This is a genomic window from Alkalicoccus chagannorensis DSM 18086, from assembly GCF_000429725.1.
In the GTDB taxonomy this organism is placed as follows: domain Bacteria; phylum Bacillota; class Bacilli; order Bacillales; family Salisediminibacteriaceae; genus Alkalicoccus; species Alkalicoccus chagannorensis.
The window spans coordinates 106,455-131,750 of the sequence record NZ_AUCK01000007.1 but is presented as its reverse complement, the minus strand read 5'-3'; the positions used below and the strand labels follow the sequence as shown (position 1 = coordinate 131,750).

Genomic DNA, 25,296 nt, shown 5'->3' with positions numbered 1-25,296 from the left:
CTGTTTCTTTATTGTGCCTGTTTCTCGTCGGTTTCAAGCGCCGCTTCGGCGTCATCCGGCAGGCCGCGGTCGGCGAATTTGTCCATAAGAACGGCGATCGCGCCGTCCCCGGTGACGTTCGCGCCGGTGCCGAAGCTGTCCTGCGCGAAGTAAAGGGCGATCATCATGCCCATCGCTGCCTCGGAGAAGCCGAGCATCGTCGTGAGCACACCGAGTGCGGCGAAAATCGCGCCGCCCGGCACGCCGGGAGCGGCGACCATGATCACCCCGAGGGCGAGAATGACCGGCAGCATCGTGAAGAAGCCGGGTACGGTGTAGCCATCCAGCACGGCCATGACCGCGACCGCACAGCTGACGATCGTGATGACACTTCCGGATAAATGAATCGTCGCGCTGAGCGGGATGCTGAAGTTCGCGACAGACTCGCGCACGCGGTTCTGCTTCGTCTGACGAAGCGTCACGGGAATGGTCGCTGCGGAACTCATCGTCCCGAGCGCCGTGACATACGCCGGCAGCATTGTTTTTATCAACGCAAACGGATTCTGTCCTGTGGCCAGCCCTGCCGCTGTATACTGGATCGTAATCCACACCCAGTGCGTGGCAATCGCAACGGCGAGCACGATGCCGAACACCTGCATCGTCTCGAGCACGGTCCCTTCCGCCGCCATGTCGGCGAAGATACCGGCAATGTAGAACGGAAGCACGGGAATGACGGCGATGTAAATCACTTTTTCAATCACTGTTTTCCCTTCGTCAAAGATGCGCTTCAGCCCGTCCAGTTTAAGTGCGGCAATCGTGATACCGAAGATAAACGCGAGGACGAGCGCTGTCAAAATATCCATGAGCGGCGCCAGCTCAAAACCGAAGTAGGCTTCCGGAGCCGCTCCTTCCTCCGGCGGCTGCTGCTCGCTTGTCACCATCGGCATGATCGTGATGGCAATAAAAAAGGCCATGATGCCGGCCGTGATCGTGGATAAGTAGGCTGTTCCCACCGTCGCACCGACAAGCTTGGACGAACCCCGTCCGATGCTTGCAATCCCCGATCCGATAAAGAAAAGAATGATCAGTGGAATCACAAAGTTGATCCACTCTCCAAAAATATCCGTGAACGTCAGAAGCGAGCGGATCAGCCAGTCCACTCCCGACAAGCCGGCGATAATCCCGGCCGCAATCCCAATCAGTAGTTTGATAATCAGCTTCATGTGAACTCTCTCCCCTGCTGCGTCTTTTTGTCATGGACAAATGTTTCTCTCATATGCGTCTATCGTGCCAAGAAGCGCTCTGGATTGCAATAGTATCCGGATTAGTCGGAATGTTTCGTGAATAGCAGGTGCGGCATAGGCTTGGGAGGTGGATGGGTTCGGGTCCAGGGGAAAAGCGGGTCGCTTCGGCTGATTTTCTCGACGCTTCGTCCCGCGAAGCGGGCGGGCTGGCGGTGCAGGTGCGTTGCTTCGTCTTATTTTTGAGCCACCTTGTGCTTTTTGAGCCACTCTTCTCTCCTTTTGCGCCTCTTTCCTTTCAAATGAGGCAGCTTCGGCTCACGTATTGCGCCACCTCGTTTCCAGGGACCGAGACGCCAGCCGACACCTTGAAAATCATCCACACCCGCCCCGCTCTCTGATACACTGAACGTACCCAGCCAGGGGCTCCGCATCGTATTTTCGTGAGAAAGCTCCCTGCCTTAACAGAAAGGAGCGATACCCATGAGCCAAATAGAACGAAGCCTGCTGATCGTAATCATGATCCTGGCAGCCTTAACGCTGTTGAACATGCTGCCGGCGTTTCATATTCCTTTCGTCAGCGGTGTCGCGCTGCTCGTCATCGGCATTTACGGGTGTTTTCTATTGAAAAAGCGCCGGAGCAGCGGGCACTTGACGAAAGGTACTACCGTGTTCTTTTTTATTCTTTCCTCGCTGTTTGTCGTGCTCGGCGTGGCGGATATCGTCGTGGAAGCCTGGATTTTATCGGCGTGGTGATCGGTTGAGGGGGGCGGAAGAGGCAGTAGAGGCGCTGCGGGGAAAAGCAGGTCTGTCCGGCTGATTTTCTCGACGCTTCGTCCTGCGAAGCGGGCGGGCTGGCGGTGCGGGCGCGTCGCTTCGGCTGATTTTTGAGACACTTTGCACTTTTTGAGCCGGTCTGCATATCTTTTGCGCCTCTTTCTTTTCGAAAGGAGACGCTTCGGCCACGGTATTGCGCCACCTCTGCCTCCATAGGAAACAGCCCGGGTCTTCGCCGACCCGGGCTTCTAGCTTACATGATATCGGTTTGTTTCTGCATTCGCGGGGGTGCAGCGGCCGGGTGCGCGGCAGTTCTGCCGCTGTGCAGGTGGAGCAGGCTGGCGTTTAACACGTCCAGCTTTTTCTCGATCCTGTACAGCAGGTAGAACGTGATCGCGGCGGGAAACCCGAATTCACTGAGTACCTGCATCCACATGTCCATTACGGCCTCTTTTCCGGACAACGTCCTTAGAATGACTGAAGCGAAAAGCAGAGAGCCGACCCGGCCCTCTGCTTTTCTCGCTGTTTATGCTTCGTTGAGTTCGATCTCTTCGACGTTCCGTTCCACCAACCGCGCTCCGCGGATGCCAGTATAACCGCTGCCACGGGCAAGAAAGACATCGGCTTCAATGATATCCAGCATCACCTGCGTGATCTGCTCCGGGTCTGCCGGCTCGATCGGATTATCGAGTCCAATCGTCGCGGAGCCGCCGTCTTCTGTCTCAAACATCAGTTCCAGTCGTTTCGCCATATTACACTACCTCCCATTCTGAATTCAAAGCATACGTCCGGTTGACTTCCGCTGCGTGAAGCGGCAGCGACTGCAGGGACACCAGTCCTTCTGCTACGACATTGAGCTGCGCTTCCTGCGACTCCATGTCTACGTTGCTGAACGAGCGCGTACGGGTGATCATGCCTCCATCTTCATCGGTGCCAGCTGAGAATGTCAGCACCAGGCGGGTTGTCAGGATGTTGTTCATTACCCCACCTCCTTTCACCCTCTATGTACACGGAAGTGCTTCAGGAGGGGGAGGGCAATCTTTCTGCCGTGTTTTCCTGCTTATGTGTGAGACAATGAAGGTAGCAGCAATTGCTGCTGGAGGGGGGAGAATGTTGATGAAGAAACGCTATTATGGCTGGCTCCTCCTCCTTCTGCTGTTCGTGCTGCTGCTTTTTTTGATTCCAGCGGTGCGAAGTTTGATGATGGAAGCTTTCCATGCGCTCTCGAGTGGGGACACCGAAGCCGTGCGGGCGTATCTGCTCGGCTTCGGCTGGGCCACGCCGGTGATTTCCACGCTGCTGATGACGATTGCCGTCGTCATTGCGCCGATCCCGACGTTTCTTGTCACGATGGCGAACGGCATGCTGTACGGCTTCTGGCTCGGAACACTTTTATCCTGGACCAGCTGCCTGATTGGAGCGGCCCTCAACTATTACCTGGCTCAGGCGCTCGGGCACCCCGTCATTCGAAAAATCGTGCCGGCCGATGCATTGCAGATGATGGACCGTTTCTTTGACCGGTACGGGTTTTATGCCGTCATTTTGAGCCGGGTCGTGCCGATCACGTCGTATGGCGTGGCGAGCTACGCTGCCGGACTGACGTCGATCCCGTTCCTTTCCTATATGGTTGGTACTATGATCGGGCAGACGCCGGGCACGATGATGTATACGTACTTCGGCTCGCACGCGAACGATTCGCTGCAGGTGCTATTCTGGGTGGCGGCGGCCTTCGTGGCGTTCGCTGCACTCGCCGCCCTGGTGAAGCGGATGCTCGCGGCAAGAGGCATCAACATGGAGAACGAACGCAACAAAGGGAAGCCACAGTAAAAGCTGGCTTCCCTTTTTTCTTTTGTGCAGATCAGGTACCTGGTGCAGGGATGACCGTCGCAAGCCAGAAGCTGAGGATAACAACGGACGACGCGGCTCCCATCAGCACCATCCACGTCAGCGTCTGACGGGTAAAGATGCTGCGGATATCTCCGAGCATGCTGCTGATCGACGGCAGGCTGCTCTTCTTGATCATAATGATCTCGAGCAGAAGCAGGATGGTTGTAGCACCGGCGGAAACCATGCAGAACGGGCAGATCGCACCGATCACGAACAGCTGCAAGTAGACGAAAAAGGCCGATGACAGCACACCGATGACGGTGATCGGGGTCAGCACCTTCAGGACGAGCGGGTGTCTCGTGTGAAACCAGAGACCGGAAAACAACAGAACAGTGAGGTAATAGAAGGCGCCCATCATCGCAAGCGGAATGCCCATCACGTAGGCCCACTCACTCGTCATGACGGCCCACGGCGTGCCGGCGACATCAAATCCGGCCGGCAGCGGCAGCACCCAGAAGTGGATGCCTGTGAGGAAGACACTGACGGCCCAGCCGATCGCTGCTACTGCGGTGAAGATGCCAAAAATAGCAGGAACCGATCGACCGTAAACGGCTTCCTCTCTCCTATTTTCTCTTACGTTTGTGTGAAAGGATACTTGCTCTTGAACCATGTCACTCATGATAAATGCCTCCTTGTTTTTGTACCCCTTAGGGTATTTGACTATATCATATTATACCCAATAGGGTATGTCAACACCCTTATATAAACTTTTTGTTATATAAGAGAGAAAAAGCTCTGTGCTGCCGTTCAGCCGACAGGATGTCTTTCTCTTTTCTTTCGGTGGATTGCGTTAAGAAGAGAGGACCCCACGTACCCCCACCCCTACTTTTTTCGCCTCGTTTCAACTTATAGGAAAACAGACGAATACAGGTATGAAAAAGAGAAAAAGAGGGAAACATAGTGGTAGGAACTTGGACGAGGAGGTTTTTTGATGAAATATGCTGCTGTCGGACTGGTGCTTCAAGGATTGAACGCCGCTTCCAGTCAACTGCTGCGCTTTGCCCGCTCGATCGAACCAGCGCCGTCTTATGCGTTCAAACGGCTGAATTCGACCGCTGTCGTAATCGAGGAGAAAAAGGAAGAAACGGAAGGAGACTCCCCTGCCCGCTGGCTTCTGTGCCGTCCGGTGGATGACGGAGAAAACGGCCCTGTCTACAAAGTGCAGGTGCAGGATCCCGTCGTATTCAGCCTGCTGCATGAAGAGCAGCAGTACGTGATTTCCGCTTCCGCCTTTCAAGAAGATGTCCAGTACGGCTTCGTATATAAGCTGAAGCAGGTCAGCACCTACGATACGCGCATCTTTGACAAGCCGGAAGTGCGGGAAGCAGAGGAAGACGAGGAGGAAACTCCAGACGTGGAAGGTGACATGGAAGACACGCTCGAGAAAGACGATATCGAGAAAGTGGAACGATAACCGCGGTTCCACTCGGAAAAAGATAACGCTTGCAATGTGTCTTTGTTCCCGGTATAATCAGCTTAAATTAATACATCGGCCGGAGTCCCTACATGAGCCAGCAGTTTTTCAGCCTTTTCTGAAGCTGCGGGCTCTTTTTATATTCAGAGGAGGAGCAATCATGTCTATTTTACATACATTGAAGCAGAGCCTGCCTTACATGCAGGCGCTGCAGACGGAAGACTGTTTTCTGGCTCTCACGGATACAACGACCTTTGTTTCCTATCTTCCCGGAAAGACGCTCGATATTCATATTGAAAACGGGACGCCCTTCCGCGAAGGCGGGATGAACGACTCTGTCATTCGAAAGCAGCGCCGGCTCGTGATGGAAGTCGATAAACAAGTATACGGGATTCCGTATGCTGCTGTGGGCATTCCTCTGTTTGAAGAGGGGCATCTTGTCGGCTGCCTGACGATGGGCGTCTCGACGGACCGGTTCGAACAGATGCGCGAGATGGCGGGCACCCTCGATGAAGCAGCTGCTCAGATGACCAACCATGCCGAGGAAGCGAACAAAGATGCCCGGTCCGTCGCGGAGGCAAATGATGCCTCATCCGCGGCAGCCCGGGAAGCGGTGAATCAGCTCGAGGAGATGAAGGCGATGACGTCTATGCTGCAGGGCCTTACCCGACAGACCACGGTGCTCGGGTTCAATGCCTCTATCGAAGCCGCCCGCGCCGGCGATGCCGGAAGAGGATTTCAAGTCGTTGCTGAAGAAATCCGCCGGTTTGCGACGACGACAGCGGAAGCAACAGAGAAAATCACGGATCAGATCCAGGCGACAGCCGACCGAATAAACCGGACGCAGCAGGCCTCGGAACAGGCTTCCACCTTCACCAGCTCCCAGCACGACCGCATGGAGCAGCTGAGCGGCATCTCACAGGAATTGAAAGGCCTGACGACACAGCTGAAGGATTTATCAGATCAGGTACGAGACTAAGGAGATGCCGCATGCAGCATGTTTCACGTGAAACGCCTGGTTCCCCTCGTCCAAATCAAAAAAAGCCTTAACCTCGGAACGGAAGCGCTGCTGTTTCTACCTTGTTGATCATACGAGCCACGCTTCTCTCTCTAAAACTCTGTTAAAGCCGCATGTTCTTTTTCACTATCAGGAAAAGGATGCTCAGTTATAGGAGCATCCTTTTCCGAATATACTAACCTTCTATCAATCCAAGATATCTAATTTCTTTGTCATCTACTACTGCAGTATAAATCGGACCTCTCCCTTCATGATGGTCGTATATTTTTGTTCCAACGGGAAGTTCTGTCGCAGTGCCGTTTTCAAAATCCTCCCCATGATTAGACTGCTCGGTGATTTCCAATACTTCCTCATCTAAAGTTAACTCTTCTTCCATTACCCAATCGATGTCCTCCGCATTGGAGTAAATAATACCTCCCGCCTTAAAAATATCAGCATCTGGAGAACTTGATAGTATCTCTTCGGCTGTTGGATTTCCAGGGGGTTCCTCTTCACTTTCCACCTCGTTGTTCGTTTGAATGTCACACGCCGATAATAATAGGACTACCACGATAAAACAGCATGTTCGTCTTCTCATTCAATCACCTCTTTTACTATAAGACGGTAATCGGAAAGGGAGAGTTTCCTTTTTTTCCAAATCTATGCTTGTGACTTCACTCAAGCACGGCACTCCTGATTCAAGGCTTCCCCTCGTTCGTTGAAGAAGCAATACGTTTATTGTCCGTTTCGACGCTTGGAATGAAATCCGTTCTTCATATGATGTCATTCATCGTGCCTTCCTTCTTTATGCTTTCGTTCAGAAATTTCCTGAAGAACGGTTCCTGTAGAAGCAGATGCCACGAGAGCATCAATCAAATAATCCCGTAAGCGGTGTGTTTCTGCTGGATAGGATGGTGGAAGGAGTTGAATCATCTCAACAGCTCTCTCGTTCAACATTCTCCTTCATTTTCTTATGTTCAATAGCACGTCTGTTGATTAACCAATATCCTCCAAATCATAGTTATTGTTTTTTCTACAAAACAACAGAAAGAGCTTCTTCGTTGGAATACGGAGGGAGGCTCTGCTTCCGCCGGACGCTTTCCGGAGGGGACTCTCTCAGCTAGTCTGCCGCCGGCAGCCGGATCTTCGAATCGTCCTGATCCTCCCGGAGTCGCCGGCTGCGCGCCGCTCTTTTTCTCATTAAGGAAAAACGAGCCTTTCGTTGGAAGGAGGATGCTGCATCCTTTCTTCCTTGTGATCAGAGCCTGTCGCAGTGCAAGGTGTTCTTTCTCCTCAGCAGGCGAAGATAGAAAAACCGCAGCCGCTGCACCCAATACACATTTTCCTAATAAATGGGTAATCAACAGACGTGGTTCAATAGAGTACGTTTGTTCCGATTTTCTTCGTAAGCAGAAAACCAGCTGCTGAAGGCCGTTCCCTCATCCTGCGGAACGGCCCTGCTTTGTTTATCCGCTTCTGCTCCTTAACCTTCGTCCGGCGTGCCTCTTAGTTGGAAAAGGTTACTTCCACTTCGACTCGAGGCGTCGTGACGGCCTCCTCTTCTTCCAGATCTTCCTCTGTATTGAAGAAAGGTTCTGCTACGAGCATATAGGCTTCTCCGGAGGCAGGTTCGTAATTATCAATGGTGTCTCTCGAGACACTGTCCTCGATGGATTCGTTTTCCTCCAGGGTCGTGGACGTATACTCATTCCCGTCATCGACGAACGGTGCCCCTCCTACTACCTCTCCGTCCTGCTCAAGGTGAAAATTGATCACGTTCTGATAGTGAAAAATCTCCATTTCTTCCTCCGAACCTGTGTAACGCAGCTCCGCACGGAATACTTCCGGCTCTTCTTCCGCTTGATACACATCCAATTGAAAGTCCCCGTCTGTCTCCGATGCCAGCATGTTCGAATCCTGTTCCTCGTCGTTCTGCGGTTCTTCCGGATCGTCCGCTTCGTTGTCCGGCGTATTGTCCGGAGAATTTGTTTCCTCCGTCGTGGTGCAGGCGGTCGTCATGACCATGGCAACGCCTGCAGCGATCATCTGTTTTTTCATGGAGATCATCCTTTTTTGTATTTTTTGGTATTCACACTGGATAATTACCCCTTTCATACAAAAAAAAACCACTTACATCTATAGTGGAAAAAGGAGACAGCAGCGTCCTTTTATTATTCATCAAAAAAAAGCCATCCGTATGTGTACGGACAGCCTGTTCGTTCTTCATGCATATCCACCGGTTAAAACGCTGCCGTCCACCCGCCGTCCACGGTCAGCACGGTGCCGTTGACGAAAGACGCGTCGTCAGAGGCCAGGTACAGGGCGGCCGCGGCAATCTCGTCCGCCTGCCCGTTTCTTGGAGACAGCCCGTGGGTCATGCCGGCACGCCCCATGCCGAATTCACTGATGTTGGACATGCTGGCGCCGATGTTCGTCTCGATGGCGCCCGGGGCAATTGCATTGCAGCGGATCCCCTCTTTGGCATACATAAAGCCGGTGTTTTTCGTGATGCCGACCACCGCATGTTTCGACGCCCCGTAGGCGACACCGGCATGAGCCCCGCTGAACCCGCCGGTCGAAGCGATGTTGACGATGACGCCTCGGCCTTTTTCCTGGAAGAGCGGGATGACTTTCCGCATCGCCCGCATCACACCCGTCGTATTCACGGCGAAAATCTTGTCCCATTTTTCGTCCGTGATCTCCCCTACCGGTTCAAATCCATCCATGATCCCGGCATTGTTCACGAGAATGTCTACCGTGCCGAAGGTCTCAACCGCGGTGTCGATCATCTTCTCCACGTCCGCCGCTTCTGCTACATTGACCTGCAGCGCTTCAGCCTGCTGCCCCTTCCCGGTTATTTCTGCGACCGTCTCCTCTGCGCCAGCCAGATTCATGTCTGTCACCAGTACCTTGGCTCCTTCTTTGGCAAAACGCAGGGCGATGGCGCGTCCCATGCCTGATGCGGCTCCCGTCACGACAGCTGTTTTTCCAGCAAGTTTCACGTGAAACACCCTCCTTCAAGTATTCGCTTACATTGTAAATATAATACATGCCGGAGGTTCTTTCTATCAACAATCAGCCCCGCCGTGTCGGTTTCTATCCTTTTTAACAAAGAAAAAAAGACCGGTTTCCACGTGGGAGAACCGGTCCTTAGCGGCAGCTAGTCTTTTCCGACGAGCTGCTTTTCTTTTTCTCTTTCGGCGGCCTCGGCCTCGAAGTCGTCGAGCAGCGTGCGGACCTGATCGGTCGTCTCGGTCTGCATCAGCTGGTGACGCAGCTCGGCACTGCCACGGATGCCGCGGATGTAAATTTTGAAGAAACGGCGGAGCGGTTTAAACAAGAGCGGGCCCATCTCCTCGGAATACTTGTCGTGCAGATCGAGGTGGAGCCGCAGCAGGTCGAAGAGTTCCTTCGTCGTGTGCTCCCGCGGCTCCGTTTCAAACGCATACGGATTCGTGAAGATGCCGCGCCCGATCATGACGCCGTCGACGCCGTACTTGTCGACGAGCTCGACGCCGGTCTGATAGTCCGCAATGTCACCGTTAATGGTCAAAAGTGTATCCGGCGCAAGCTCGTCACGCATCGCCTTGATCTCTGGAATGAGCTCCCAGTGTGCATCGACACTGCTCATTTCTTTTTTCGTACGCAGGTGGATCGATAAGTTCGCAATGTCCTGGCGGAGCAGATGCGAGAGCCATTCTTTCCATTCATCTACGTACGTATAACCGAGGCGCGTCTTCACGCTGACGGGCAGGCCGCCGGCTTTCGCTGCCTGGATGATGTCTGCGGCATTCTCCGGCTCGCGGATCAAGCCGCTCCCCTTCCCTTTCGCGGCAACGTTCGCTACCGGGCAGCCCATGTTGATGTCGATGCCCTTGAAGCCGGCTTCTTTCATGCCGATGCTCATCTCCCGGAAATTCTCCGGCTTGTCTCCCCAGATGTGGGCGACCATCGGCTGCTCATCCTCGGTGAACAGGAGCCGTCCCTTCGTACTCTCGATGCCGTCCGGGTGGCACCAGCTGTCTGTATTCGTAAACTCGGTAAAAAACACGTCCGGACGGGCCGCTTCTGCGACCACGTGACGGAAAACCACATTCGTTACTTCTTCCATCGGTGCCAAGACGAAAAACGGCTTTGGCAGTTCCGCCCAGAAGTTTTCGTTCGTCATATCTGGTTCTTCCTTTCTCTCGCGAATTTCTCTATAATCTGCAGCATGTTTCACGTGAAACACGCGCGGTTGTCGGTTCAGCAGTCCTCAGTATAGCAGGTTTCCCCCTCTGATGGAACCCGGATACCTGGCCGTTATCCACGCTGCTCGTCCGGTACCGTGTTCATTTTTTCCACGATAGCACGTGCGTACGCCGTCGCCTGCTCCGCACCGATCAAGGTCGCCATCGACGTCGTTCCTTCCAGAAGGAGGGTCAAGTAGTGTGCCGCATCCTCGTGGTTCTCCTCGTCCACCTTTTTCGCCAGCTGACGGAGGTAGCTAAGGAGTTTTTCCTTATGGGAGCGGGCGATGTGTTCGATGTCGTTGTCGGTGCCGGCGTAGTCTTCGATGGCGCGCAGGAACATGTCTCCTTTATAGGATTCGGTGGCGAGCCAGTCGCCGTGCGCCTTGACGACGGTCACAAAAGGGTGCTCGCCTTCTTGTTCCACGTGGGAATCGAGGTAGGACCAGTACCGCTCCTCGCGCCGCCGCAGTACTTCTTCGACGAGGGCTTCTTTGGAGGAGAAATGGTTGTATAACGTCATCAGGGCCGTGTCGGCTTCGTGGATGATCTGTTTGAGGCCGACGCCGTGGAATCCGTGCTCGTAAAAAAGCCGTTCCGAGGCGTGCAGCAGTGCTTCTTTCTTTTTCGATTTGGCCATGGTCTGCTCCTTTGTGCGTCACGAGTGTGCTTCTGCCCCTATCGTATCATTTCCGCTGCGATTGTTGCATTCCTTTCTGGTTCATGCTAAAAATAGAATTACCGTTCTATCTAATTTAGTATTATTTTAGATAAATCGTTCTATCTTTTCGGGAGGAGTTTTTATGAACATCACCAGGCTGGTTCTTCCCGGCATCGCCATGATTGCCGTTTCCTATGGCCTCGCCCGCTTCAGCTACGGCCTCATGCTTCCGGGCATCAGCGAGGACCTCGGCATGACGCCCGCGGTTGCCGGCTTGATTTCGTCGCTCGTGTATTTGTCCTACTGTGGGGCCATCGTGTTCTCGATCGTCTGGACGAGCCGGCACGGCCCGCGCGGCATGATTCTCGCCGCAGGCATATCGGCGGTACTCGGCATGCTGCTGATGAGCATCGCCCCGAATGCGTGGGTGCTAGCCCTCGGCGTGCTCGCCGCCGGCGCGAGCACCGGCTTCGTCTCCCCTCCCTACGGCGCCGCGATTTCGCTCTGGATCCAGGAAGAGAAGCAGGGCACGGCCAATACGTGGATCAACACCGGCACGAGTCTCGGCCTGCTCGTTGCCGGAGCCGGCGCGGTCTTTCTGCTGGGTGAATGGCGGATGACCTACGCCGGGTATGCGGCGCTGGCCCTCCTCATTCTGCTTTGGAACCGTCGGGTGCTTCCGAAGCGGGGCGTGTCGCGCGTCCAGTTTGATCAAGGGTCGTTCGGTATTCGAGGGGTGCCGGGTGCTCCCCGTCTGCTCCTGAGCGCAGGTCTCCTCGGGATGGCCACGGCGGTTTTCTGGACGTTTGCCGTGGACTTTCTTGATAGTACCGGCCAGTTCAGCAGCGCGGGCCTCTCCGGGTTCTGGATCGTCCTCGGTATTTTCGGCGTACTTGGGGGCTTTTCCGGCTCTGTCATCCGGCGCATCGGCCTGCCGGCTTCCTACATGGGCGCGGCTTCTGCGATCGGACTCGCCTCGCTGCTGCTGGCGGCTTTTCCTGAAGAACCACTCGGTGCGTACACGGCTGCTGCGCTGTTCGGGGCTGCGTATTTGTTCGTTACTGGTGTGCTGATCGTCTGGGGCATCCGGGTGTTCATCGCCAACGCCTCGCTCGGCATCGGCACGCCGTTTCTGCTGCTCGCCGTCGGACAAGTCGCGGGCTCTGTCCTGGCAGGCGGATTGATCGGGGTGCTCGGCTATTCAGCGGTCTTCCTGTTGTTCGGCAGCTTCGGTCTGCTCGCCGTGATGTTCGGCCCGCAGACCGATACTGTCAATCCCCTCCCGGAGAGTGCAGCAAGCCACCCGGCGCAGGAGATGAGCTGATTCCGGTGATGGGGCTGCTTTGGCCAGAGTTTGGCTGCGCTTGGTCACAATCGTGGCCAATTGTCCAGACTTTGCTCCAGCTTGGTCACAATCGCCGGGAATTGGCCGCACTTCCCACCTGCCTCTCAGATTCGACGACAACCAAGCCGGCAGGCGCGGAGAGGTATCCGATTCCCTTGAATTTGCTGCTTTGGCCGAATATCTGCCGCACTTTGTCACAATCGCCGCCAATTGTCCGGACTTTCCCGCCGCTTGGTCACAATTCCCGAAAAGTTGGCCTCACTTCCCCACTGGCCTCCCAAGACAACAAAGCCGAACCGATTTTTTCGCCGGTTCGGCTTCGTCTGCTGTTAGTCGGTCCGCTCTTCAATCAAAAACCCGGCTTCGGCGAGGGCATCGACCGCGGCCTGCAGGTCGTCTTCGGTGTCTGCTTCGACGGCGTGAAGGTGGATGCCATCGGTTAGTTCGGACAGATAGCTTGCTTCGGTGCGACGGACCTGCTCCAAAAACTGCTGCACCTGACGTCGGTTTTTCACCATGATGCTCGCGCGCAGGTCGCCGTAGACGGGATGCTCGACGCGCACGTCTTTGACGGTGACGCCGTGGTCGACGAGCAGCAGCAGCTCTTCTTCGGTTCGTTCCGGTGGATGGACACAGGCGAGGATCCGCTCGGCCCTGCCACTCGTTGCTTCATTCCAGACGTAGCCCTGGCTTGTTGCAGTGATCGGATGCTGCTGCGCCTTTAACAGCGTCATGTCCTGCACGATCACCTGCCGGCTCACCCCGAACTGCTCTCCGAGCGAACGGCCGCTCCGGGCCCGTTCCGCGTGCTGCAGTTCATGGATCAACGCCTTCCGCCTCGCTTCGCCCTGCATTTTCTCTGCCATGTTCCTCCCCCCTGACTGACTCTACAATAGCACAGATTGCCTCAGCTGCGCGCTCCAGCTCCTCTAAGGAGGTTGTGGGGCCGAACGACACACGGAGGAAGCGTCCCTGCTCGGTCGGAGACCCCGGGTGCAGCGCCTCCATGACCGGGGAGACGTCTTCGACTCCCTGCGTACAGGCGGTGCCGGTCGATACCGAGATCCCCCGGCGGTCCAGGAGCGCCAGCAGGTACTGGCCCTGTATACCGGCGATACGAAGGCCGATGATATAGGGCGACTGGTCCGCTGCTTCATCGATCCTCGTCTCCGGCGGAAGCGCCTGGATGAACCGCTCCCGCTTCGTCCAGGCAGCCTCCAGCGCCGTCTCCATTGACGGCAGCGCCTGCACAGCGGCGGCAAAGGCGGCGGCACCGGGCACATCGACCGTTCCCGGACGGAATCCCAGCTCCTGTGACGTCTCCGGCCAGGCCGGCGTCCACACCGAACAGTCTTTGACGCAGACTGCTCCCATGTGTTTGGGCCCGCCGATCTTATGCGCGGACACACTCAGCGCTTCCACTCCGAGGAGAAACAAGTCCAGCGGCACTTTGCCGAGCGCCTGCACCGCGTCGGTATGAAACGGAATGTCTCCCGCCGTCCGCTTCAAAGCCCGGACCGGCTGCATGATGCCGGTCTCGCTGTTGACGAACTGCACCGAAACGAGCGACGTCTCCGGCTCGAGTACTGCAGCCAGATGCTCCTCTGTCACTACCCCATCGGAAGCTGGGGAAAGCCAGGTCACCCGGGTCCCTGCTCCCTCCAATTTTTTAAAAAAGGAGCGGACGGACGGGTGCTCGATTGTCGTCGTCACCGCGTGTACGGGCGGGGTGCTCCGGGTCAGGGCTTCGAGGGCGAGATGGTTTGCTTCGGTCCCTCCGGCGGTGAAAAAAAGATGAGTCGGGGTTCCACCCACGGCGGCGGCGATTTCTTTTCTAGCGAGGGTGAGCAGACGGGCGGCCTGATTCCCGGGTTCGTGCAGGCTTGATGGATTGGCGGCAAAGTGCTGCTGGGCATGGACCCACGTGTCGATCACGGACGCGGGCATCGGGGCCCCGGCCGCATGGTCTAAGTACATCATCCACTTCCTCCTTCACATGACTTGTGTTCAGTGTAGATTTATGTAAAGATATGTGTCAAGACACATGAAGAGACAGGTGAGGGTTGTGCACATTGTTGTCGTCGGCGGCGGACTTGCTGCCTGTACATTCATAGAGGAACTTGGAGCGGATGTGTCGTGTACGGTGCTGAGGAAGGGGGGCGAAGAGCACGGCAATTCCTGGCTTGCCCAGGGCGGCGTGGCGGCGCCGCTGCATCCGGACGACTCTCTCGATCAGCACTGGTACGATACGATGGCCTGCGGCGCGTGGAAAAACGATGGCGGACGGGTATGGCAGCTGCTGGAAGCAGGCGTGCGCCTCGTGGAAAAGCGGGAGGCGCTGTTCGACCGTAACGCGGACGGACGCCTGGCTCTCGGCCGGGAAGGCGCGCACCGGCTGCCGCGGATCGTCCATGCGGGCGGAGATCAGACCGGCCGCCGTCTGATGCGCCACGCCTCTGCTTCTTTATTGCACCACGGCCGTCTCTTTTCTCATGCTGAAGCAGAGGACCTTTACATAGAGGACGGCCGCTGTCAGGGCGTCGTGTTCCGCTGGCAGGGGAGGCGCTGGCGGATCCATGCCGATGCCGTCGTGCTCGCCACCGGCGGCATCGGCTCGTTGTTCCCGTGCACCTCCAACGCATCCGGTTCCACCGGCGATGGGACCGCTATGGCCGCGCGGGCCGGAGCAGTACTGCAGGACATGGAGTACATCCAGTTTCACCCGACCGTCTGGTACAACGTGAACGGCGCCGTGCAGCTCGTCTCCGAAGCCGTCCGCGGCGCCGGCGGGGTGCTCCGCCGCGGGGACGGGACCCCACTCATGGCCGACGTGCCCGGCGGGGACCTCGCCGGACGCGACATCACCGCAAGAGCCGTCGATCAGGAAAGCCAGGCCGGCCGCCCGGTGTTCCTCGACGTCTCCACTGTTCCGGCCCTCGCCTCGTCCTTTCCGTTCCTGCACACCGAGATGACCCGGCGGCGGTCCAATTCATGGATCCCCGTTGCCGCCGGCGCCCACTTTCACATGGGCGGGATCGCCGCCGAGCTCGACGGCCGCACCTCCATCCCGGGTCTCTACGCCATCGGCGAAACCGCCTGCACCGGCGTGCACGGCGCCAATCGGCTCGCCAGCAACTCGCTGCTCGAAGCCCTCGTCACAGGGACCAAGTGCGCGGCGACGGTGAAAAAGGCATGCGCCTCCGGCCGCAGCGGGGTGGTTCCTCTCCCCCTTCCTTCGGAGCACGCGATGCCGGACCTCGGCCTGCTGCGCAGGCAGATTCATGAAGGGCTTGGGGTGGTCCGCTCCAATGACCGCCTGGACCGGCTGTTGGAACAGCTCGACGCGTATCCGGACGGCATGCAGCAGACAACCGCCCTCCCGGCCGCAAACATGATCACGACCGCACGGGAAGCTGCACGAGCCGCAAGACAAAACGAGGTGTCTTTAGGCGCCCATTGGAAGGAGAAGTCCGATGAACCGACTCTTACTGCGGGAACAGTTGATCCAGTTTTTGAATGAAGATATCGGGCGCGGCGACCGTTCAACCGCCGCCCTGCAAGGGCAGAAAGCAGCGGCGGTGATCACTGCCGGAGAAGCGGGCTGCTTTTACGGGGAAACGATCGTGAGAGAGACCGCGTTGCTGCTCGGCTGGACTGTGGAGCACGTGCTGGCCGACGGAACGGGCATGGACGCAGGTGCTGCCGCAGCCAGGATCAGCGGCACGGCTGCCGACCTTCTCGCGGGAGAGCGGGTGCTCTTGAACCTCCTGCAGCGCCTTTCCGGCACGGCGACGATGACGAGTCGCGCCGTGCAGCAGGTCGAAGGAATGGGCGTGCGCATCACCGACACCCGGAAAACGACGCCCGGGCTCCGCATGCTGGAGAAAGACGCCGTCCGGGCCGGCGGCGGCGTCAGTCACCGCGGCGGGCTGGATGACGTCTGCATGATTAAGGAAAACCACATCGCTGCAGCAGGATCCATCACCCGGGCCGTCGAGCTCATTCGGGAGACGGCCGGACCACTCACGGCGATCGAAATCGAAGTAGAAACTGAGTCAGAACTGCGGGAAGCCGTCTCCTGCCGGCCGGACGTCATCATGCTCGATGACTGCTCCCACGAAGAGGCCCGCCGCTGGATCCCGATAATTCCCGACGGCATCCGGATTGAACGTTCCGGCTCGATCACGATGGAGACGCTCCGCGACGCGGCGCTCCCCGGCATCGATTTTATCTCCATCGGCGCCCTGACCCATTCGGCTCCGGCCCTCGACTTGAGTATGCGTATCACGATGAAGGAGGCAGTACGATGAACCACCTGTTATTCGATCAGCTCACCCCGGCCCTGCCGGATCGCTACAAAGCAATGAGCGACGAAGCCCTGCAGCAGGAAGCACGGCGGCTCCGCCGCGAACTCGGCAGCCGTCTGTTTCTGCCCGGCCATCACTACCAGCGGGAAGAAGTGATCCAATTTGCGGATGTGACCGGCGACTCCCTGCAGCTCGCCCGGCAGTCGGCGGCACGGCCGGAAGCGGACTTCATTATTTTTCTCGGTGTTCATTTCATGGCGGAAACCGCAGACATGCTCACGCCCCCGGAACAGCGTGTCATTCTCCCGGACCTGCGAGCCGGCTGTTCCATGGCGGACATGGCAGACGATGCCCAGTGCGAGCAGGCGTGGGAGGCGCTGACGGAGCGCTACGGTGACACGATCATCCCCGTCACGTACGTCAATTCCTCTGCCGCTGTCAAAGCGTTCGTCGGCCGCTACGGCGGCACGACCGTCACCTCGTCGAACGCGGCCAAGGTGATGGCGTGGGCGTATGCCCAGAAGAAGCGCGTCCTCTTCCTGCCCGATCAGCACCTTGGACGAAACACGGCCTACCGCAGCGGTATGCCACGCCGCCGCATGGCTGTCTGGGATCCGATCCGCAGGGAATTAACGCCCGATGTGCCCGACGCGTCGCTGGACGACGCAACCCTGCTGCTCTGGCGCGGCCACTGCTCGGTGCATGAAAACTTCCGGATGGAGCATATCGACGAGTTCCGGGGAAGCGATCCGGAGCGGCGTATTCTCGTCCATCCGGAGTGCACATGGGAGGTCACGGAGGCGGCCGATTTCGCCGGATCGACGTCGTACATTATCGACCAGATCGCCTCCGCCCCCGCCGGGACGAAGTGGGCGGTCGGCACGGAAATGAACCTCGTGCGGCGGCTCGCCGACCAGCATCCGGAGCAGTCGATCGTTTCCCTGAATCCGGACATGTGCCCGTGCCTCACGATGAACCGCATCGACCTGCCGCACCTCGTCTGGGTACTCGACGAAGCCGCTGTCGGCCGCGTCGTGCATGAAATCCGCGTCCCGGAAACCACCGCCGCCGACGCCCGGCTCGCCATCGACCGGATGATGGCTTTAGGGTAAGGCGGGGTTTTGAAGGTCCTGCGTCCCGGGCTGCCGGCCGGAACGTCTTCCTGTAAACGACGAAAAGGAACAGCCTGTCTCGGAAGAGAGGCTGTTCCTTTCTGTAAATTCTATCATTGTTTTAATAGGCAAAATGTCAACACGATCGGAACGCATGCGGCGTTGCTGCACGCTTTTTTCTTTTGTATTTTGCTGCTTTGGCCGAATATCTGCCTCACTTTGTCACAATCACCGTCAATTGTCCGGACTTTCCCGCCGCTTGGTCACAATTCCGCTGAATTGGCCGCACTTCCCCTGCGGCTTCTCGGATCCGACAAAAACCAAGCCGTCAGGCGCGGAGAGGTATCCGACTCCCTTCGATTTTGCTGCTTTGGCCGAATATCCGGCGCACTTTGTCACAATCACCGCCAATTGTCCGGACTTTCCCGCCGCTTGGTCACAATTCCGCTGAATTGGCCGCACTTCCCCATCCACCCACGGATCCGACATCAACCAAGCCGACTGGCGCGGAGAGGTATCCGACTCCATCGATTTTGCTGCTTTGGCCGAATATCCGCCGCACTTTGTCACAATTGGCTCCAATTGTCCAGACTTTCCCGCCGCTTGGTCACAATCCCCGCTGAATGGACCACACTTCCCGAAACGATATGCCCTCCAAACCAAAAACGCCGGTCGGGATGTCCCGGCCGGCGCTGTTTCACTTTTGTTTCTTCTGGAGCTTCTCCTCCGTCTTGTCGAGTTCTTCCTGCAGCGATGACTTCAGCGGGTATGTCTCCCGCAGCATCGCGATCATCTGCCGCGCATGCCCGATGCCGTTCACGTCGGCGTCCTCGAGCACCACCCGGCAGAGCGCGCGGTAATGTTTCTTCTGCTGCGCCCGCTCCGCTCCTTCTGCAATCGCCTGCTGAAACAGCTCCTTCACCGCTTCCGAGGCTTCCGGCTGGACGTGCGGATAATAGGTGCGGATCAGATCCGGTCTCCGGCGAATCACGTCCATGATCCGTCCGGTCCGTTTTTCCTCCAGACAAATGTCCAGGTACAACTCTGATTCCTCCGGCAGCTGCTCGAGCAGCTCCTCTCTCGCGTCTTCCCACTCGCTCTCGGCGTGCAGCATTTTCCACTCTTCGTACGCCTCCCAAGCATGCCAGACCTGATATTTCCCCAGCATCATCTGCCGCAGCAGCGCTTTTTTGAACTGGGTTTCGCCCCGTTTGCCATACAACGAGACCTGCAGCCAGTCGAGTTTCTCCATATCCCGAGGCAAAAGCTCTTGGCGGCCGCGCGCCAGCAGCTCGTCGGCCTCATCCAGCCATCCCTGTTCCAGCGCCTCTTCCGCCAGGTCCAGGAGAAAGGAAGGGTCCCTCCGGCTCTGCGCCAGACGGTACTCCCGGGCGGCCGCTTTTCCTTCGCCCGCCTCCATCAATTCCGCGCGAATATGGAGGATCTCTTTGACCCAGAACCCATCGGTATCTTTCTGCTTTTCCGCCGCTTCCTGCTGAGCGAGCCTTTCCCAGAGCTTCTCTTTCCGCTTCGCATCCGCAGCTGCCAGCGGAACCGCGCGCCTCAGCACCTCGAACCGGAAGTCCGGCCAACCGTCATACCGCTTGTTCGCTGCCTCTTTCAGCATGGCATCGAACAGCGCCCCGGCTTCCTTTTCCTCCGCTGACGCTGCGGCCGTCTCCAGCACTCGGTAACAGGCGGTTGATACATCCATCACCACGCCATCGGAATCGTCCATGTAGCTGAGCGCATCCACCGCACGCCCGAGCACCTTGAGCGCCAGCTTCCCTGCACGCTCCCATTCCGCCTCCGCCAGCCGGTTCTCCGCCTGGCCGAGCACCTGCATGAATCCCTGCTTCGCCACCATCGACCGGCCGCGGAAAATCATCCCATGCGACCCCTTCGCCTGCTGCAGGAAGCTCGTGATCACCTTGCCCGCCTCCGACACCTCCTCCGCCGGCGTCGCCGCTTTCAACGCCACCAGCCGATCCAGCTCCGGATACTGCTCTATCCACTCAAGCACCAGTGTCTCCAACTCGTGCCGTTTCATCTTTTTCACAATGGCCGCTGTATCCTTCTTCATCCTGGTCCCTCCTTCGGTGTTCGTGCTGGTTTTTATTCTCTCACGAGCCGTACCTGCATGCCAGCGGGAGATGTGGTAGAATATGGATACTACACACAAAAGGAGGCTGACTATGCAGATCCGACACGCATCTGTGGAAGAAGCCGCAGCCATTGCCGACGTACAAGTCCAAAGCTGGCAGACTACCTACCGCGGCATCGTCCCCGCATCGTACCTCGAGGCCATGAAGCCGGAGAACCGAATCGGCAAATGGCAGCAGATCCTTCGTACTCAGCCCGTTTTTGCGGCTGACAATGAGCACGGGCAGCTCGTCGGCTTCGCGCACGGCGGTCCGAAGCGAACGGAGGACTACCCGGATTATGACGGAGAGCTGTATGCGGTGTACCTGCTGGAGCAGGCGCAGCGCCAGGGATTGGGAACCGCGCTGTTTCAAGCGGTGCTCCATGACCTGCACGACCGAGGCATGGCTTCCCTCCTCGTCTCCGTCCTCGCCGAAAACCCGGCCTGCCGCTTTTATGAAGCTCACGGTGCGCAGCTGATCGACACGACCAGCCTCACCATTGACGGCGCCCAGCTGGAAGAACGGATATACGGGTGGCAGTAGATGCCGGCCGTTACCCGTCCCTTTTATCCGCAGTATACGTCTCTCCAGCTTCCGCTGCCATCAGCCCGGTCTGCTGTTCTTCCTGGAGCCGTGCTTCCAGGTAGTCGGCCAGTGCCGGGTCGGTGCAGTACACCCAGCAGCCTTTCTGGCCGCGGGTCATGAGCGTGCGGTATGTGTTTTTGATGATCTGCTCGGCGAGCGCGGCGGCCTCGTCCGGGTCTTCTTTTTGCAGCTTTTTCAGGCCGCGCAGCGATTGGTCGGATTTTGCACGCTTCGACGGATCGGTGACGAGCTGGCCGTCCTCTACTCGCAGGTCGTCTCCGATGATCACGCCGACATAATCGAATTCGAGCCCCTGACTCGTATGGATGCAGCCGGCTTCTTTCACCGACGCTGGATCAATCGCCCACGTCTCGGTATTATCAAGGTTCCAGCTGACAGCAAAGTCGTGCTCGGGGATCGTGATGTCGCGGTGGTCCGTCGAGGCGCGGTACTGCTTTTCCCATTCCCAGCAGTAGCCGGCAAGCAGCCGCGCCTTGTTCTTCTCGCGGTTCTTCTCCTGAATCGCGTCAAACAGCTCCTGCGGATGACGGTAGACGCGGAAATCGTAGTCGACCGCCATGTCGTGCGCGTTCGCCGTCTCGCGGATGCCGAGCACGTCCTCGAGCCAGGCGATATACCCGTCCGATCCGTCACAGCGGAACTGCGAAACGAGTTCGCCGCTCGTCACATCTGCCCCGGCTTCAGACGCAAACCGGCGGATTTCGTCAGCGCTCCCTTTGTCCTTCAGCGTGACGCGCTGGGCTTCGTCGATGAAAAAGATGGAGAACTGCGCGGCATGGATGATTTCCTTCGTCTGGTTTTCGCCGAGGTTCTGGAACATGCCGGACTTTTCGTTGAGCCGATGGGCTTCATCGACAATCAGCGTATCCAGGTCGTTTTCCTCTGCCTGCGTGTAGCTGCCGGAGCCTTTGAACAGGTTATCGATGTTCTTTTTCTTCACCGATCCTTTCAGCTTAGCTGCGTACACGTGCCGCGGAGCCGCGTTTTTCGTCACGTACTGGCTAGTCATCGCCCGCGCCGTAAGGGCCACCAGCAGGTTCACGGCGAGCACCGATTTGCCCGTCCCCGGACCGCCTTCGATCAGCATCACCTGTTTCGTGCCTGTTTTTACTGCCTTTGCCGCCAGCGCGAGCGCGGTCTCGTAGACGACTTTCTGCTCATCGATCATGACGAACTCCCGGTTCCCCTCGAGCATGCCGACGAGCGAATCCTGCAGCGACTTCGACGGCCGGATCCGCCCGTGCTCAATTTCATAGAGAAGCGCCTTGTCGTCGCCTTCGGTCACGTAGCGCTTGATGAATGTCCGCAGCCGGGCGACGTCCCCTTTTCCGAACACCGGCGCCGCATCGAGGTACGTTTGATACATGCCGTCGACGAGCGGATCCCCCGCCTCGTACCGGTAGTTATGGAGGTAGGCACACGGCCGCAGCCGGATGTGCTGCTGCTGAACATTCTCGTTGAAATCCTCGATCAGCATCGCGTACGACCACGCCTGGTACGACGGATGCGTCACTTCCCGCATCCCGCCACCGAGCGCCGTCTTCACGACCGCTTCCTTGCCGGGCACCTTCTCGAGCGCGCTCCACTGCTTCAGTTCGACCACGACGACGTTTTCCTCTGACCCGTTCCGTCCGGAAATCAAAAAATCCACCCGCTTCGACGTCTGCGGGATGCTGTATTCAATCGCCACGCCCGCATCCGCCGGAATGTCGTCATCCTGCAGGATCCGGTACATGTGCAGCATCGAGTTGTCCCACGACCGCACTTCCGCCTCACTCGTCCCCCGGCGGCCGAGCCGCTCCTCAAAGCGCGACAAAATCCGCTGCACGAGCACGTCCTCATCGACATGCCCTAAAAACTCCTGCTTGCTCGCCTCGTACACAATCACCCGAATCCCCCCACACACTGATTTCCTTCCTACTTCCCGCTTTTCTGCAGAAAATCCTGCTGCAGGATACTTTTCCTTTATGCGGCTTTCCTTGTTAGAGCCAAAGCACCTTGCAGCCGACAGAGGCGCTGTCATCCTGCTATGACATCTTCTACTTTCCTACAAAGTCAAAAAAGAAGCCGTCCGCTCAGATGGCTTCTTTTGTCTTTCCTCTATTTCATTGAAAGATCCACACCACGAGAAACATACTCACGACGCCCCAGGCAGTGGTGCCCCAGATCCACCGGACGACGGACGTCGCCTGCGTGTGGCTTTCCTCGCTCTCTCCCTCCGCCTGAACGGCTGCTACTTTGTGCTGCATTCTTTTTTTCGTCGCGAGAATCACACTGAAACCAAGGACGATAAACGCGGTCGTGATCCAAAGAAGTACGTCCATCTCTCTGCCTCCTTCTTTACATGAGCGGTATGCTGCCCGATCTTATACCTACTTCCAGTGTATCACATCGTCTTTGGAAGCTTTGTGCGGAGTTCAGCTGCACTTTGTCACAATCGCCGCCAATTGGCCGGACTTTCCCGCCGCTTGGTCACAATTTCTCTGATGTTTTTATATAAAGAACAACAGGTATTATTCGGATGATATTGGTTCATCAACAGACGTGACATCTCATACATTCTGATACTTCGAGAAAAAGATGACTCTTCTTTATCGCAAGAGCCATCTTTTTCTGAGAACGCATGCTTGACCTAATCTTTGCTGCGTCTGGATGATTTTTTCGTTCCTCTATGCTGCTTTAACCGACTATTTGCGGCATTAGGTTATCGTTGCTTGGTCACTAACAAGAAAGATTCGGCTTCCTCGTGTGCTTGTCGTGGTACATGGCTCCTCACCGATACCACCGGTCCAATCATCAGGACATCTCCTTCATTAACAGGTTGATGCTGCGAACCACTTCCTCCGATGCTGTCTCCAATGCTGCAAAAGCAGCTTCGGCTTCTGCGACATTTCCCTGTTGATAAGCTTCCGCCGCTTCACGGGCCCGATGATGCACGTCGGCATGGGAGGCGTCCATTGCCTGAAACGTACGGTTGTTTCCAAACTGCTGCTGGGTAGTCTCATCAAAATACCACTGTCCAAGCGCACATGCATGATGAGAAGCCACCGACGCAGAATAGATCTTTTCGTAGCCGAGCAGCATGTTGTAGATCCGCCACTTCCACATCATATGATCCACTTTTGATAGAGAAAGCCTGGCTGCAGCCGGAAGAGCGGTGCGATCCGGGAACAACTCATCCTTGAATCGGTTGGTTTCCCGGCTCAGTTCATAAACGGCTCTGCCCGTTTCTCCTCCTAACTCTCTCACGTCTTCCGAAATTGCAGAGATCTGCTCTATCCTGCCTGCCGTCTCCTGCATCGCGGCAGATTGTTCCTGTGCGGTAGCTGCTGTCTCTGTTGTCGATCCACTCACCCGCTGCACATCCGAGACAATATCATCGAGAATCGGCAGCACTTCTTCTGCCTCTTTCACCCCGCGGTTCATCTTTTCACTCATCGCGTGCATTTCTTTCGATACGCCGGTGGAAATACCTGTGAGGCTCTCCACATTCTCATTTACTTGACTCAAGGATTGGACGGTACTCTCCGCAAGTTTGCGGACTTCATCGGCTACTACAGCAAAACCACGGCCATGCTCTCCGGCACGTGCGGCTTCAATGGAAGCATTCAACGCGAGCAGATTGGTCTGATCAGCAATGTCATGAATGAGCTTCACGACATTTTTAATCGTAGAAACACTCGTCTGCAGCTGCTCAAAAGAAAGTTCAATCCGTTGAAAGGCGCCGCCGGATTCCAGGATTTCCTGTAAAGATCGACCGATCACATTCCGCCCCTGTTCTGCTTTTTCTGCTGCGCTCTGGGCATGCTCAGCTACCTGGGAGGCATTTTCTGCTACTTCGGAAATCGATGAGGTCATCTCCTCGGATGCTGCGCTGACACTCTGAATGTGATCATTCTGCTCATCAACCCGGCCGAGCAATTCCCGCATCTGCATGATCCTCGCATTTTTATCAATCAGTCCCGCTACCCCGGCAGCCGTCTGCTTCTCCAGCTCATCTGACCAGTACTGAAGCAGCAGCGTCCGCTCCACCTGAAACGCGCGATGCAGGGATACAAGTGAGGCCATCGCCTGATGGGGACGAAGGCCTTGATGAGAAAGAACATGTGTCTGAGCGAAGAAATGCAGGTTCTCCAGCGCAGCTGCAGCAAGCGTCTGACTTCCATTCTCTTGCATGAGACGACGAACGTACTCGGCAGTACGTTCCTCATAACGATCATCTCTTTGCCCACAAAAGATATCACGAACCCGCTCTTGATAGTGGTTACTGGACAGTTGTGTCCCGTCCTGCCTGAGGAGATCCACTGCCGCTTCCAGCTGCTTCTCTACGTAAGGAAAGAGCCCCTCTACCTGTACCGCATCTTCTTTCGTAAATCCAAAGCGGTCCAACTGCTTCCCCAAAATCCCGCCCTGTTTGATATCGGTACCTGACTTTGTTAATTCTTTCACATCTACTGTCGGACGTACCGTCTTCCACATCCTCTTCACGCTCCTGTTTTCATTCTTTTTTACCAGACTTCATCCTTCGTCCTTCTCCTTATATAGTACCATAGAATGATGTATAACGAACGAGCCTTCGGGGTTTTTGCTCTCTATT

The 25,296-nt window shown here is 56.8% G+C and carries 25 protein-coding genes; 9 read left to right on the top strand and 16 right to left on the bottom strand.

The window, feature by feature from the left end; translation table 11 throughout:
- Positions 1 to 8: 8 nt before the first annotated feature.
- Positions 9 to 1,202, bottom strand: coding sequence for a dicarboxylate/amino acid:cation symporter (locus G477_RS0106320; RefSeq protein ID WP_026697223.1), 1,194 nt, complete (start codon positions 1,200 to 1,202; stop codon positions 9 to 11).
- A 501-nt stretch (positions 1,203 to 1,703) separates the two neighbouring features.
- Here G477_RS0106320 and G477_RS0106310 point away from each other — a divergent pair.
- Positions 1,704 to 1,976, top strand: a complete 273-nt coding sequence (locus G477_RS0106310) for a hypothetical protein (RefSeq protein WP_026697221.1) — start codon at positions 1,704 to 1,706, stop codon at positions 1,974 to 1,976.
- A gap of 274 nt (positions 1,977 to 2,250) precedes the next feature.
- Here the strand turns inward: G477_RS0106310 and G477_RS18895 are convergent, their stop codons facing one another.
- From G477_RS18895 to G477_RS18890, 3 genes are all read right to left on the bottom strand, one after another.
- Positions 2,251 to 2,439, bottom strand: a complete 189-nt coding sequence (locus G477_RS18895; RefSeq protein WP_035211388.1) for a YvrJ family protein — start codon at positions 2,437 to 2,439, stop codon at positions 2,251 to 2,253.
- An 84-nt stretch (positions 2,440 to 2,523) separates the two neighbouring features.
- On the bottom strand, positions 2,524 to 2,748 hold the full coding sequence (locus tag G477_RS0106300; protein WP_026697220.1) for a DUF2922 domain-containing protein: 225 nt from the start codon (positions 2,746 to 2,748) through the stop codon (positions 2,524 to 2,526).
- 1 nt (position 2,749) lies between these two features.
- The gene (locus G477_RS18890) at positions 2,750 to 2,977 is read right to left on the bottom strand and encodes a DUF1659 domain-containing protein (RefSeq protein ID WP_035211385.1); all 228 of its coding nucleotides are present in this window, start codon (positions 2,975 to 2,977) and stop codon (positions 2,750 to 2,752) included.
- 136 nt (positions 2,978 to 3,113) lie between these two features.
- Here G477_RS18890 and G477_RS0106290 point away from each other — a divergent pair, with 136 nt between their 5' ends.
- Positions 3,114 to 3,824, top strand: a complete 711-nt coding sequence (locus G477_RS0106290) for a TVP38/TMEM64 family protein (protein ID WP_170203846.1) — start codon at positions 3,114 to 3,116, stop codon at positions 3,822 to 3,824.
- Between the two features lie 31 nt (positions 3,825 to 3,855).
- On the opposite strand, the gene G477_RS0106285 is transcribed toward G477_RS0106290, so the two are convergent.
- A complete protein-coding gene (locus tag G477_RS0106285) occupies positions 3,856 to 4,503 on the bottom strand; it encodes a vitamin K epoxide reductase family protein (protein ID WP_026697218.1) in 648 nt (215 codons plus the stop codon).
- A gap of 312 nt (positions 4,504 to 4,815) precedes the next feature.
- On the opposite strand from G477_RS0106285, the gene G477_RS0106280 reads away from it, so the two are divergent.
- Together G477_RS0106280 and G477_RS0106275 are read left to right on the top strand one after the other, a co-directional pair.
- Complete coding sequence (locus G477_RS0106280) at positions 4,816 to 5,298, top strand: hypothetical protein (RefSeq protein ID WP_026697217.1); 483 nt, start codon at positions 4,816 to 4,818, stop codon at positions 5,296 to 5,298.
- Positions 5,299 to 5,458: 160 nt separating this feature from the next.
- Complete coding sequence (locus tag G477_RS0106275) at positions 5,459 to 6,277, top strand: methyl-accepting chemotaxis protein (protein WP_026697216.1); 819 nt, start codon at positions 5,459 to 5,461, stop codon at positions 6,275 to 6,277.
- 214 nt (positions 6,278 to 6,491) lie between these two features.
- On the opposite strand, the gene G477_RS0106270 is transcribed toward G477_RS0106275, so the two are convergent.
- The 5 genes from G477_RS0106270 to G477_RS0106240 all read right to left on the bottom strand — a co-directional run bounded on the left by G477_RS0106270 (position 6,492) and on the right by G477_RS0106240 (position 11,164).
- On the bottom strand, positions 6,492 to 6,893 hold the full coding sequence (locus G477_RS0106270) for a hypothetical protein (RefSeq protein ID WP_026697215.1): 402 nt from the start codon (positions 6,891 to 6,893) through the stop codon (positions 6,492 to 6,494).
- 908 nt (positions 6,894 to 7,801) lie between these two features.
- The gene (locus tag G477_RS0106255) at positions 7,802 to 8,353 is read right to left on the bottom strand and encodes a hypothetical protein (RefSeq protein ID WP_026697213.1); all 552 of its coding nucleotides are present in this window, start codon (positions 8,351 to 8,353) and stop codon (positions 7,802 to 7,804) included.
- A 182-nt stretch (positions 8,354 to 8,535) separates the two neighbouring features.
- Positions 8,536 to 9,297, bottom strand: coding sequence for an SDR family oxidoreductase (locus G477_RS0106250; RefSeq protein ID WP_026697212.1), 762 nt, complete (start codon positions 9,295 to 9,297; stop codon positions 8,536 to 8,538).
- 158 nt (positions 9,298 to 9,455) lie between these two features.
- Positions 9,456 to 10,463: a tRNA dihydrouridine synthase gene (locus G477_RS0106245; protein WP_026697211.1), complete on the bottom strand. Its 1,008-nt coding sequence runs from the start codon at positions 10,461 to 10,463 to the stop codon at positions 9,456 to 9,458.
- Positions 10,464 to 10,597: 134 nt separating this feature from the next.
- Positions 10,598 to 11,164, bottom strand: a complete 567-nt coding sequence (locus tag G477_RS0106240; protein ID WP_026697210.1) for a TetR/AcrR family transcriptional regulator — start codon at positions 11,162 to 11,164, stop codon at positions 10,598 to 10,600.
- A 163-nt stretch (positions 11,165 to 11,327) separates the two neighbouring features.
- On the opposite strand from G477_RS0106240, the gene G477_RS18885 reads away from it, so the two are divergent.
- Complete coding sequence (locus G477_RS18885; RefSeq protein WP_051287738.1) at positions 11,328 to 12,509, top strand: MFS transporter; 1,182 nt, start codon at positions 11,328 to 11,330, stop codon at positions 12,507 to 12,509.
- Between the two features lie 350 nt (positions 12,510 to 12,859).
- Here the strand turns inward: G477_RS18885 and G477_RS0106230 are convergent, their stop codons facing one another.
- Together G477_RS0106230 and G477_RS18880 are read right to left on the bottom strand one after the other, a co-directional pair.
- Positions 12,860 to 13,396: a transcription repressor NadR gene (locus tag G477_RS0106230; protein WP_026697209.1), complete on the bottom strand. Its 537-nt coding sequence runs from the start codon at positions 13,394 to 13,396 to the stop codon at positions 12,860 to 12,862.
- Positions 13,347 to 14,510, bottom strand: a complete 1,164-nt coding sequence (locus G477_RS18880) for a cysteine desulfurase family protein (RefSeq protein WP_051287737.1) — start codon at positions 14,508 to 14,510, stop codon at positions 13,347 to 13,349. The genes G477_RS0106230 and G477_RS18880 overlap by 50 nt, the downstream gene beginning before the upstream one ends.
- A 64-nt stretch (positions 14,511 to 14,574) precedes the next feature.
- Between G477_RS18880 and G477_RS18875 the strand changes: the two genes are divergently transcribed.
- Genes G477_RS18875 through nadA form a run of 3 tightly spaced genes read left to right on the top strand, consistent with a single transcriptional unit; the run spans position 14,575 to position 17,949 of the window.
- The gene (locus G477_RS18875; RefSeq protein ID WP_084406151.1) at positions 14,575 to 16,050 is read left to right on the top strand and encodes an FAD-binding protein; all 1,476 of its coding nucleotides are present in this window, start codon (positions 14,575 to 14,577) and stop codon (positions 16,048 to 16,050) included.
- Complete coding sequence (gene nadC / locus G477_RS0106215) at positions 16,004 to 16,840, top strand: carboxylating nicotinate-nucleotide diphosphorylase (protein ID WP_026697208.1); 837 nt, start codon at positions 16,004 to 16,006, stop codon at positions 16,838 to 16,840. Before G477_RS18875 ends, nadC begins: the two co-directional genes overlap by 47 nt.
- Entirely contained in the window at positions 16,837 to 17,949 is a 1,113-nt protein-coding gene (gene nadA / locus G477_RS0106210; protein WP_026697207.1) for a quinolinate synthase NadA, read from the top strand. Before nadC ends, nadA begins: the two co-directional genes overlap by 4 nt.
- Positions 17,950 to 18,646: 697 nt before the next feature.
- Here nadA and G477_RS0106200 read toward each other — a convergent pair.
- Positions 18,647 to 20,032, bottom strand: a complete 1,386-nt coding sequence (locus G477_RS0106200) for a hypothetical protein (protein ID WP_026697205.1) — start codon at positions 20,030 to 20,032, stop codon at positions 18,647 to 18,649.
- 112 nt (positions 20,033 to 20,144) lie between these two features.
- On the opposite strand from G477_RS0106200, the gene G477_RS0106195 reads away from it, so the two are divergent.
- On the top strand, positions 20,145 to 20,636 hold the full coding sequence (locus G477_RS0106195; RefSeq protein ID WP_026697204.1) for a GNAT family N-acetyltransferase: 492 nt from the start codon (positions 20,145 to 20,147) through the stop codon (positions 20,634 to 20,636).
- 10 nt (positions 20,637 to 20,646) lie between these two features.
- Here G477_RS0106195 and G477_RS18870 read toward each other — a convergent pair whose 3' ends face one another.
- The 3 genes from G477_RS18870 to G477_RS18865 form a co-directional block, all read right to left on the bottom strand.
- Positions 20,647 to 22,587, bottom strand: a complete 1,941-nt coding sequence (locus tag G477_RS18870) for a DUF2075 domain-containing protein (RefSeq protein ID WP_035211380.1) — start codon at positions 22,585 to 22,587, stop codon at positions 20,647 to 20,649.
- Between the two features lie 217 nt (positions 22,588 to 22,804).
- Positions 22,805 to 23,023, bottom strand: a complete 219-nt coding sequence (locus tag G477_RS0106185; protein ID WP_026697203.1) for a hypothetical protein — start codon at positions 23,021 to 23,023, stop codon at positions 22,805 to 22,807.
- Between the two features lie 472 nt (positions 23,024 to 23,495).
- Positions 23,496 to 25,178, bottom strand: coding sequence for a methyl-accepting chemotaxis protein (locus G477_RS18865; RefSeq protein WP_051287733.1), 1,683 nt, complete (start codon positions 25,176 to 25,178; stop codon positions 23,496 to 23,498).
- Positions 25,179 to 25,296 lie beyond the last annotated feature (118 nt).

Excerpts from the sequence above, each read along its gene's own strand:
- G477_RS0106320 (WP_026697223.1), bottom strand. The coding sequence starts at position 1,202 with ATGAAGCTGATTATCAAACTACTGATTGGGATTGCGGCCGGGATTATC.
- G477_RS0106310 (WP_026697221.1), top strand. The coding sequence starts at position 1,704 with ATGAGCCAAATAGAACGAAGCCTGCTGATCGTAATCATGATCCTGGCA.
- G477_RS18895 (WP_035211388.1), bottom strand. The coding sequence starts at position 2,439 with ATGGACATGTGGATGCAGGTACTCAGTGAATTCGGGTTTCCCGCCGCG.
- G477_RS0106300 (WP_026697220.1), bottom strand. The coding sequence starts at position 2,748 with ATGGCGAAACGACTGGAACTGATGTTTGAGACAGAAGACGGCGGCTCC.
- G477_RS18890 (WP_035211385.1), bottom strand. The coding sequence starts at position 2,977 with ATGAACAACATCCTGACAACCCGCCTGGTGCTGACATTCTCAGCTGGC.
- G477_RS0106290 (WP_170203846.1), top strand. The coding sequence starts at position 3,114 with ATGAAGAAACGCTATTATGGCTGGCTCCTCCTCCTTCTGCTGTTCGTG.
- G477_RS0106285 (WP_026697218.1), bottom strand. The coding sequence starts at position 4,503 with ATGAGTGACATGGTTCAAGAGCAAGTATCCTTTCACACAAACGTAAGA.
- G477_RS0106280 (WP_026697217.1), top strand. The coding sequence starts at position 4,816 with ATGAAATATGCTGCTGTCGGACTGGTGCTTCAAGGATTGAACGCCGCT.
- G477_RS0106275 (WP_026697216.1), top strand. The coding sequence starts at position 5,459 with ATGTCTATTTTACATACATTGAAGCAGAGCCTGCCTTACATGCAGGCG.
- G477_RS0106270 (WP_026697215.1), bottom strand. The coding sequence starts at position 6,893 with ATGAGAAGACGAACATGCTGTTTTATCGTGGTAGTCCTATTATTATCG.
- G477_RS0106255 (WP_026697213.1), bottom strand. The coding sequence starts at position 8,353 with ATGAAAAAACAGATGATCGCTGCAGGCGTTGCCATGGTCATGACGACC.
- G477_RS0106245 (WP_026697211.1), bottom strand. The coding sequence starts at position 10,463 with ATGACGAACGAAAACTTCTGGGCGGAACTGCCAAAGCCGTTTTTCGTC.
- G477_RS0106240 (WP_026697210.1), bottom strand. The coding sequence starts at position 11,164 with ATGGCCAAATCGAAAAAGAAAGAAGCACTGCTGCACGCCTCGGAACGG.
- G477_RS18885 (WP_051287738.1), top strand. The coding sequence starts at position 11,328 with ATGAACATCACCAGGCTGGTTCTTCCCGGCATCGCCATGATTGCCGTT.
- G477_RS0106230 (WP_026697209.1), bottom strand. The coding sequence starts at position 13,396 with ATGGCAGAGAAAATGCAGGGCGAAGCGAGGCGGAAGGCGTTGATCCAT.
- G477_RS18880 (WP_051287737.1), bottom strand. The coding sequence starts at position 14,510 with ATGATGTACTTAGACCATGCGGCCGGGGCCCCGATGCCCGCGTCCGTG.
- G477_RS18875 (WP_084406151.1), top strand. The coding sequence starts at position 14,575 with ATGAAGAGACAGGTGAGGGTTGTGCACATTGTTGTCGTCGGCGGCGGA.
- nadC (WP_026697208.1), top strand. The coding sequence starts at position 16,004 with ATGAACCGACTCTTACTGCGGGAACAGTTGATCCAGTTTTTGAATGAA.
- nadA (WP_026697207.1), top strand. The coding sequence starts at position 16,837 with ATGAACCACCTGTTATTCGATCAGCTCACCCCGGCCCTGCCGGATCGC.
- G477_RS0106200 (WP_026697205.1), bottom strand. The coding sequence starts at position 20,032 with ATGAAGAAGGATACAGCGGCCATTGTGAAAAAGATGAAACGGCACGAG.
- G477_RS0106195 (WP_026697204.1), top strand. The coding sequence starts at position 20,145 with ATGCAGATCCGACACGCATCTGTGGAAGAAGCCGCAGCCATTGCCGAC.
- G477_RS0106185 (WP_026697203.1), bottom strand. The coding sequence starts at position 23,023 with ATGGACGTACTTCTTTGGATCACGACCGCGTTTATCGTCCTTGGTTTC.
- G477_RS18865 (WP_051287733.1), bottom strand. The coding sequence starts at position 25,178 with ATGTGGAAGACGGTACGTCCGACAGTAGATGTGAAAGAATTAACAAAG.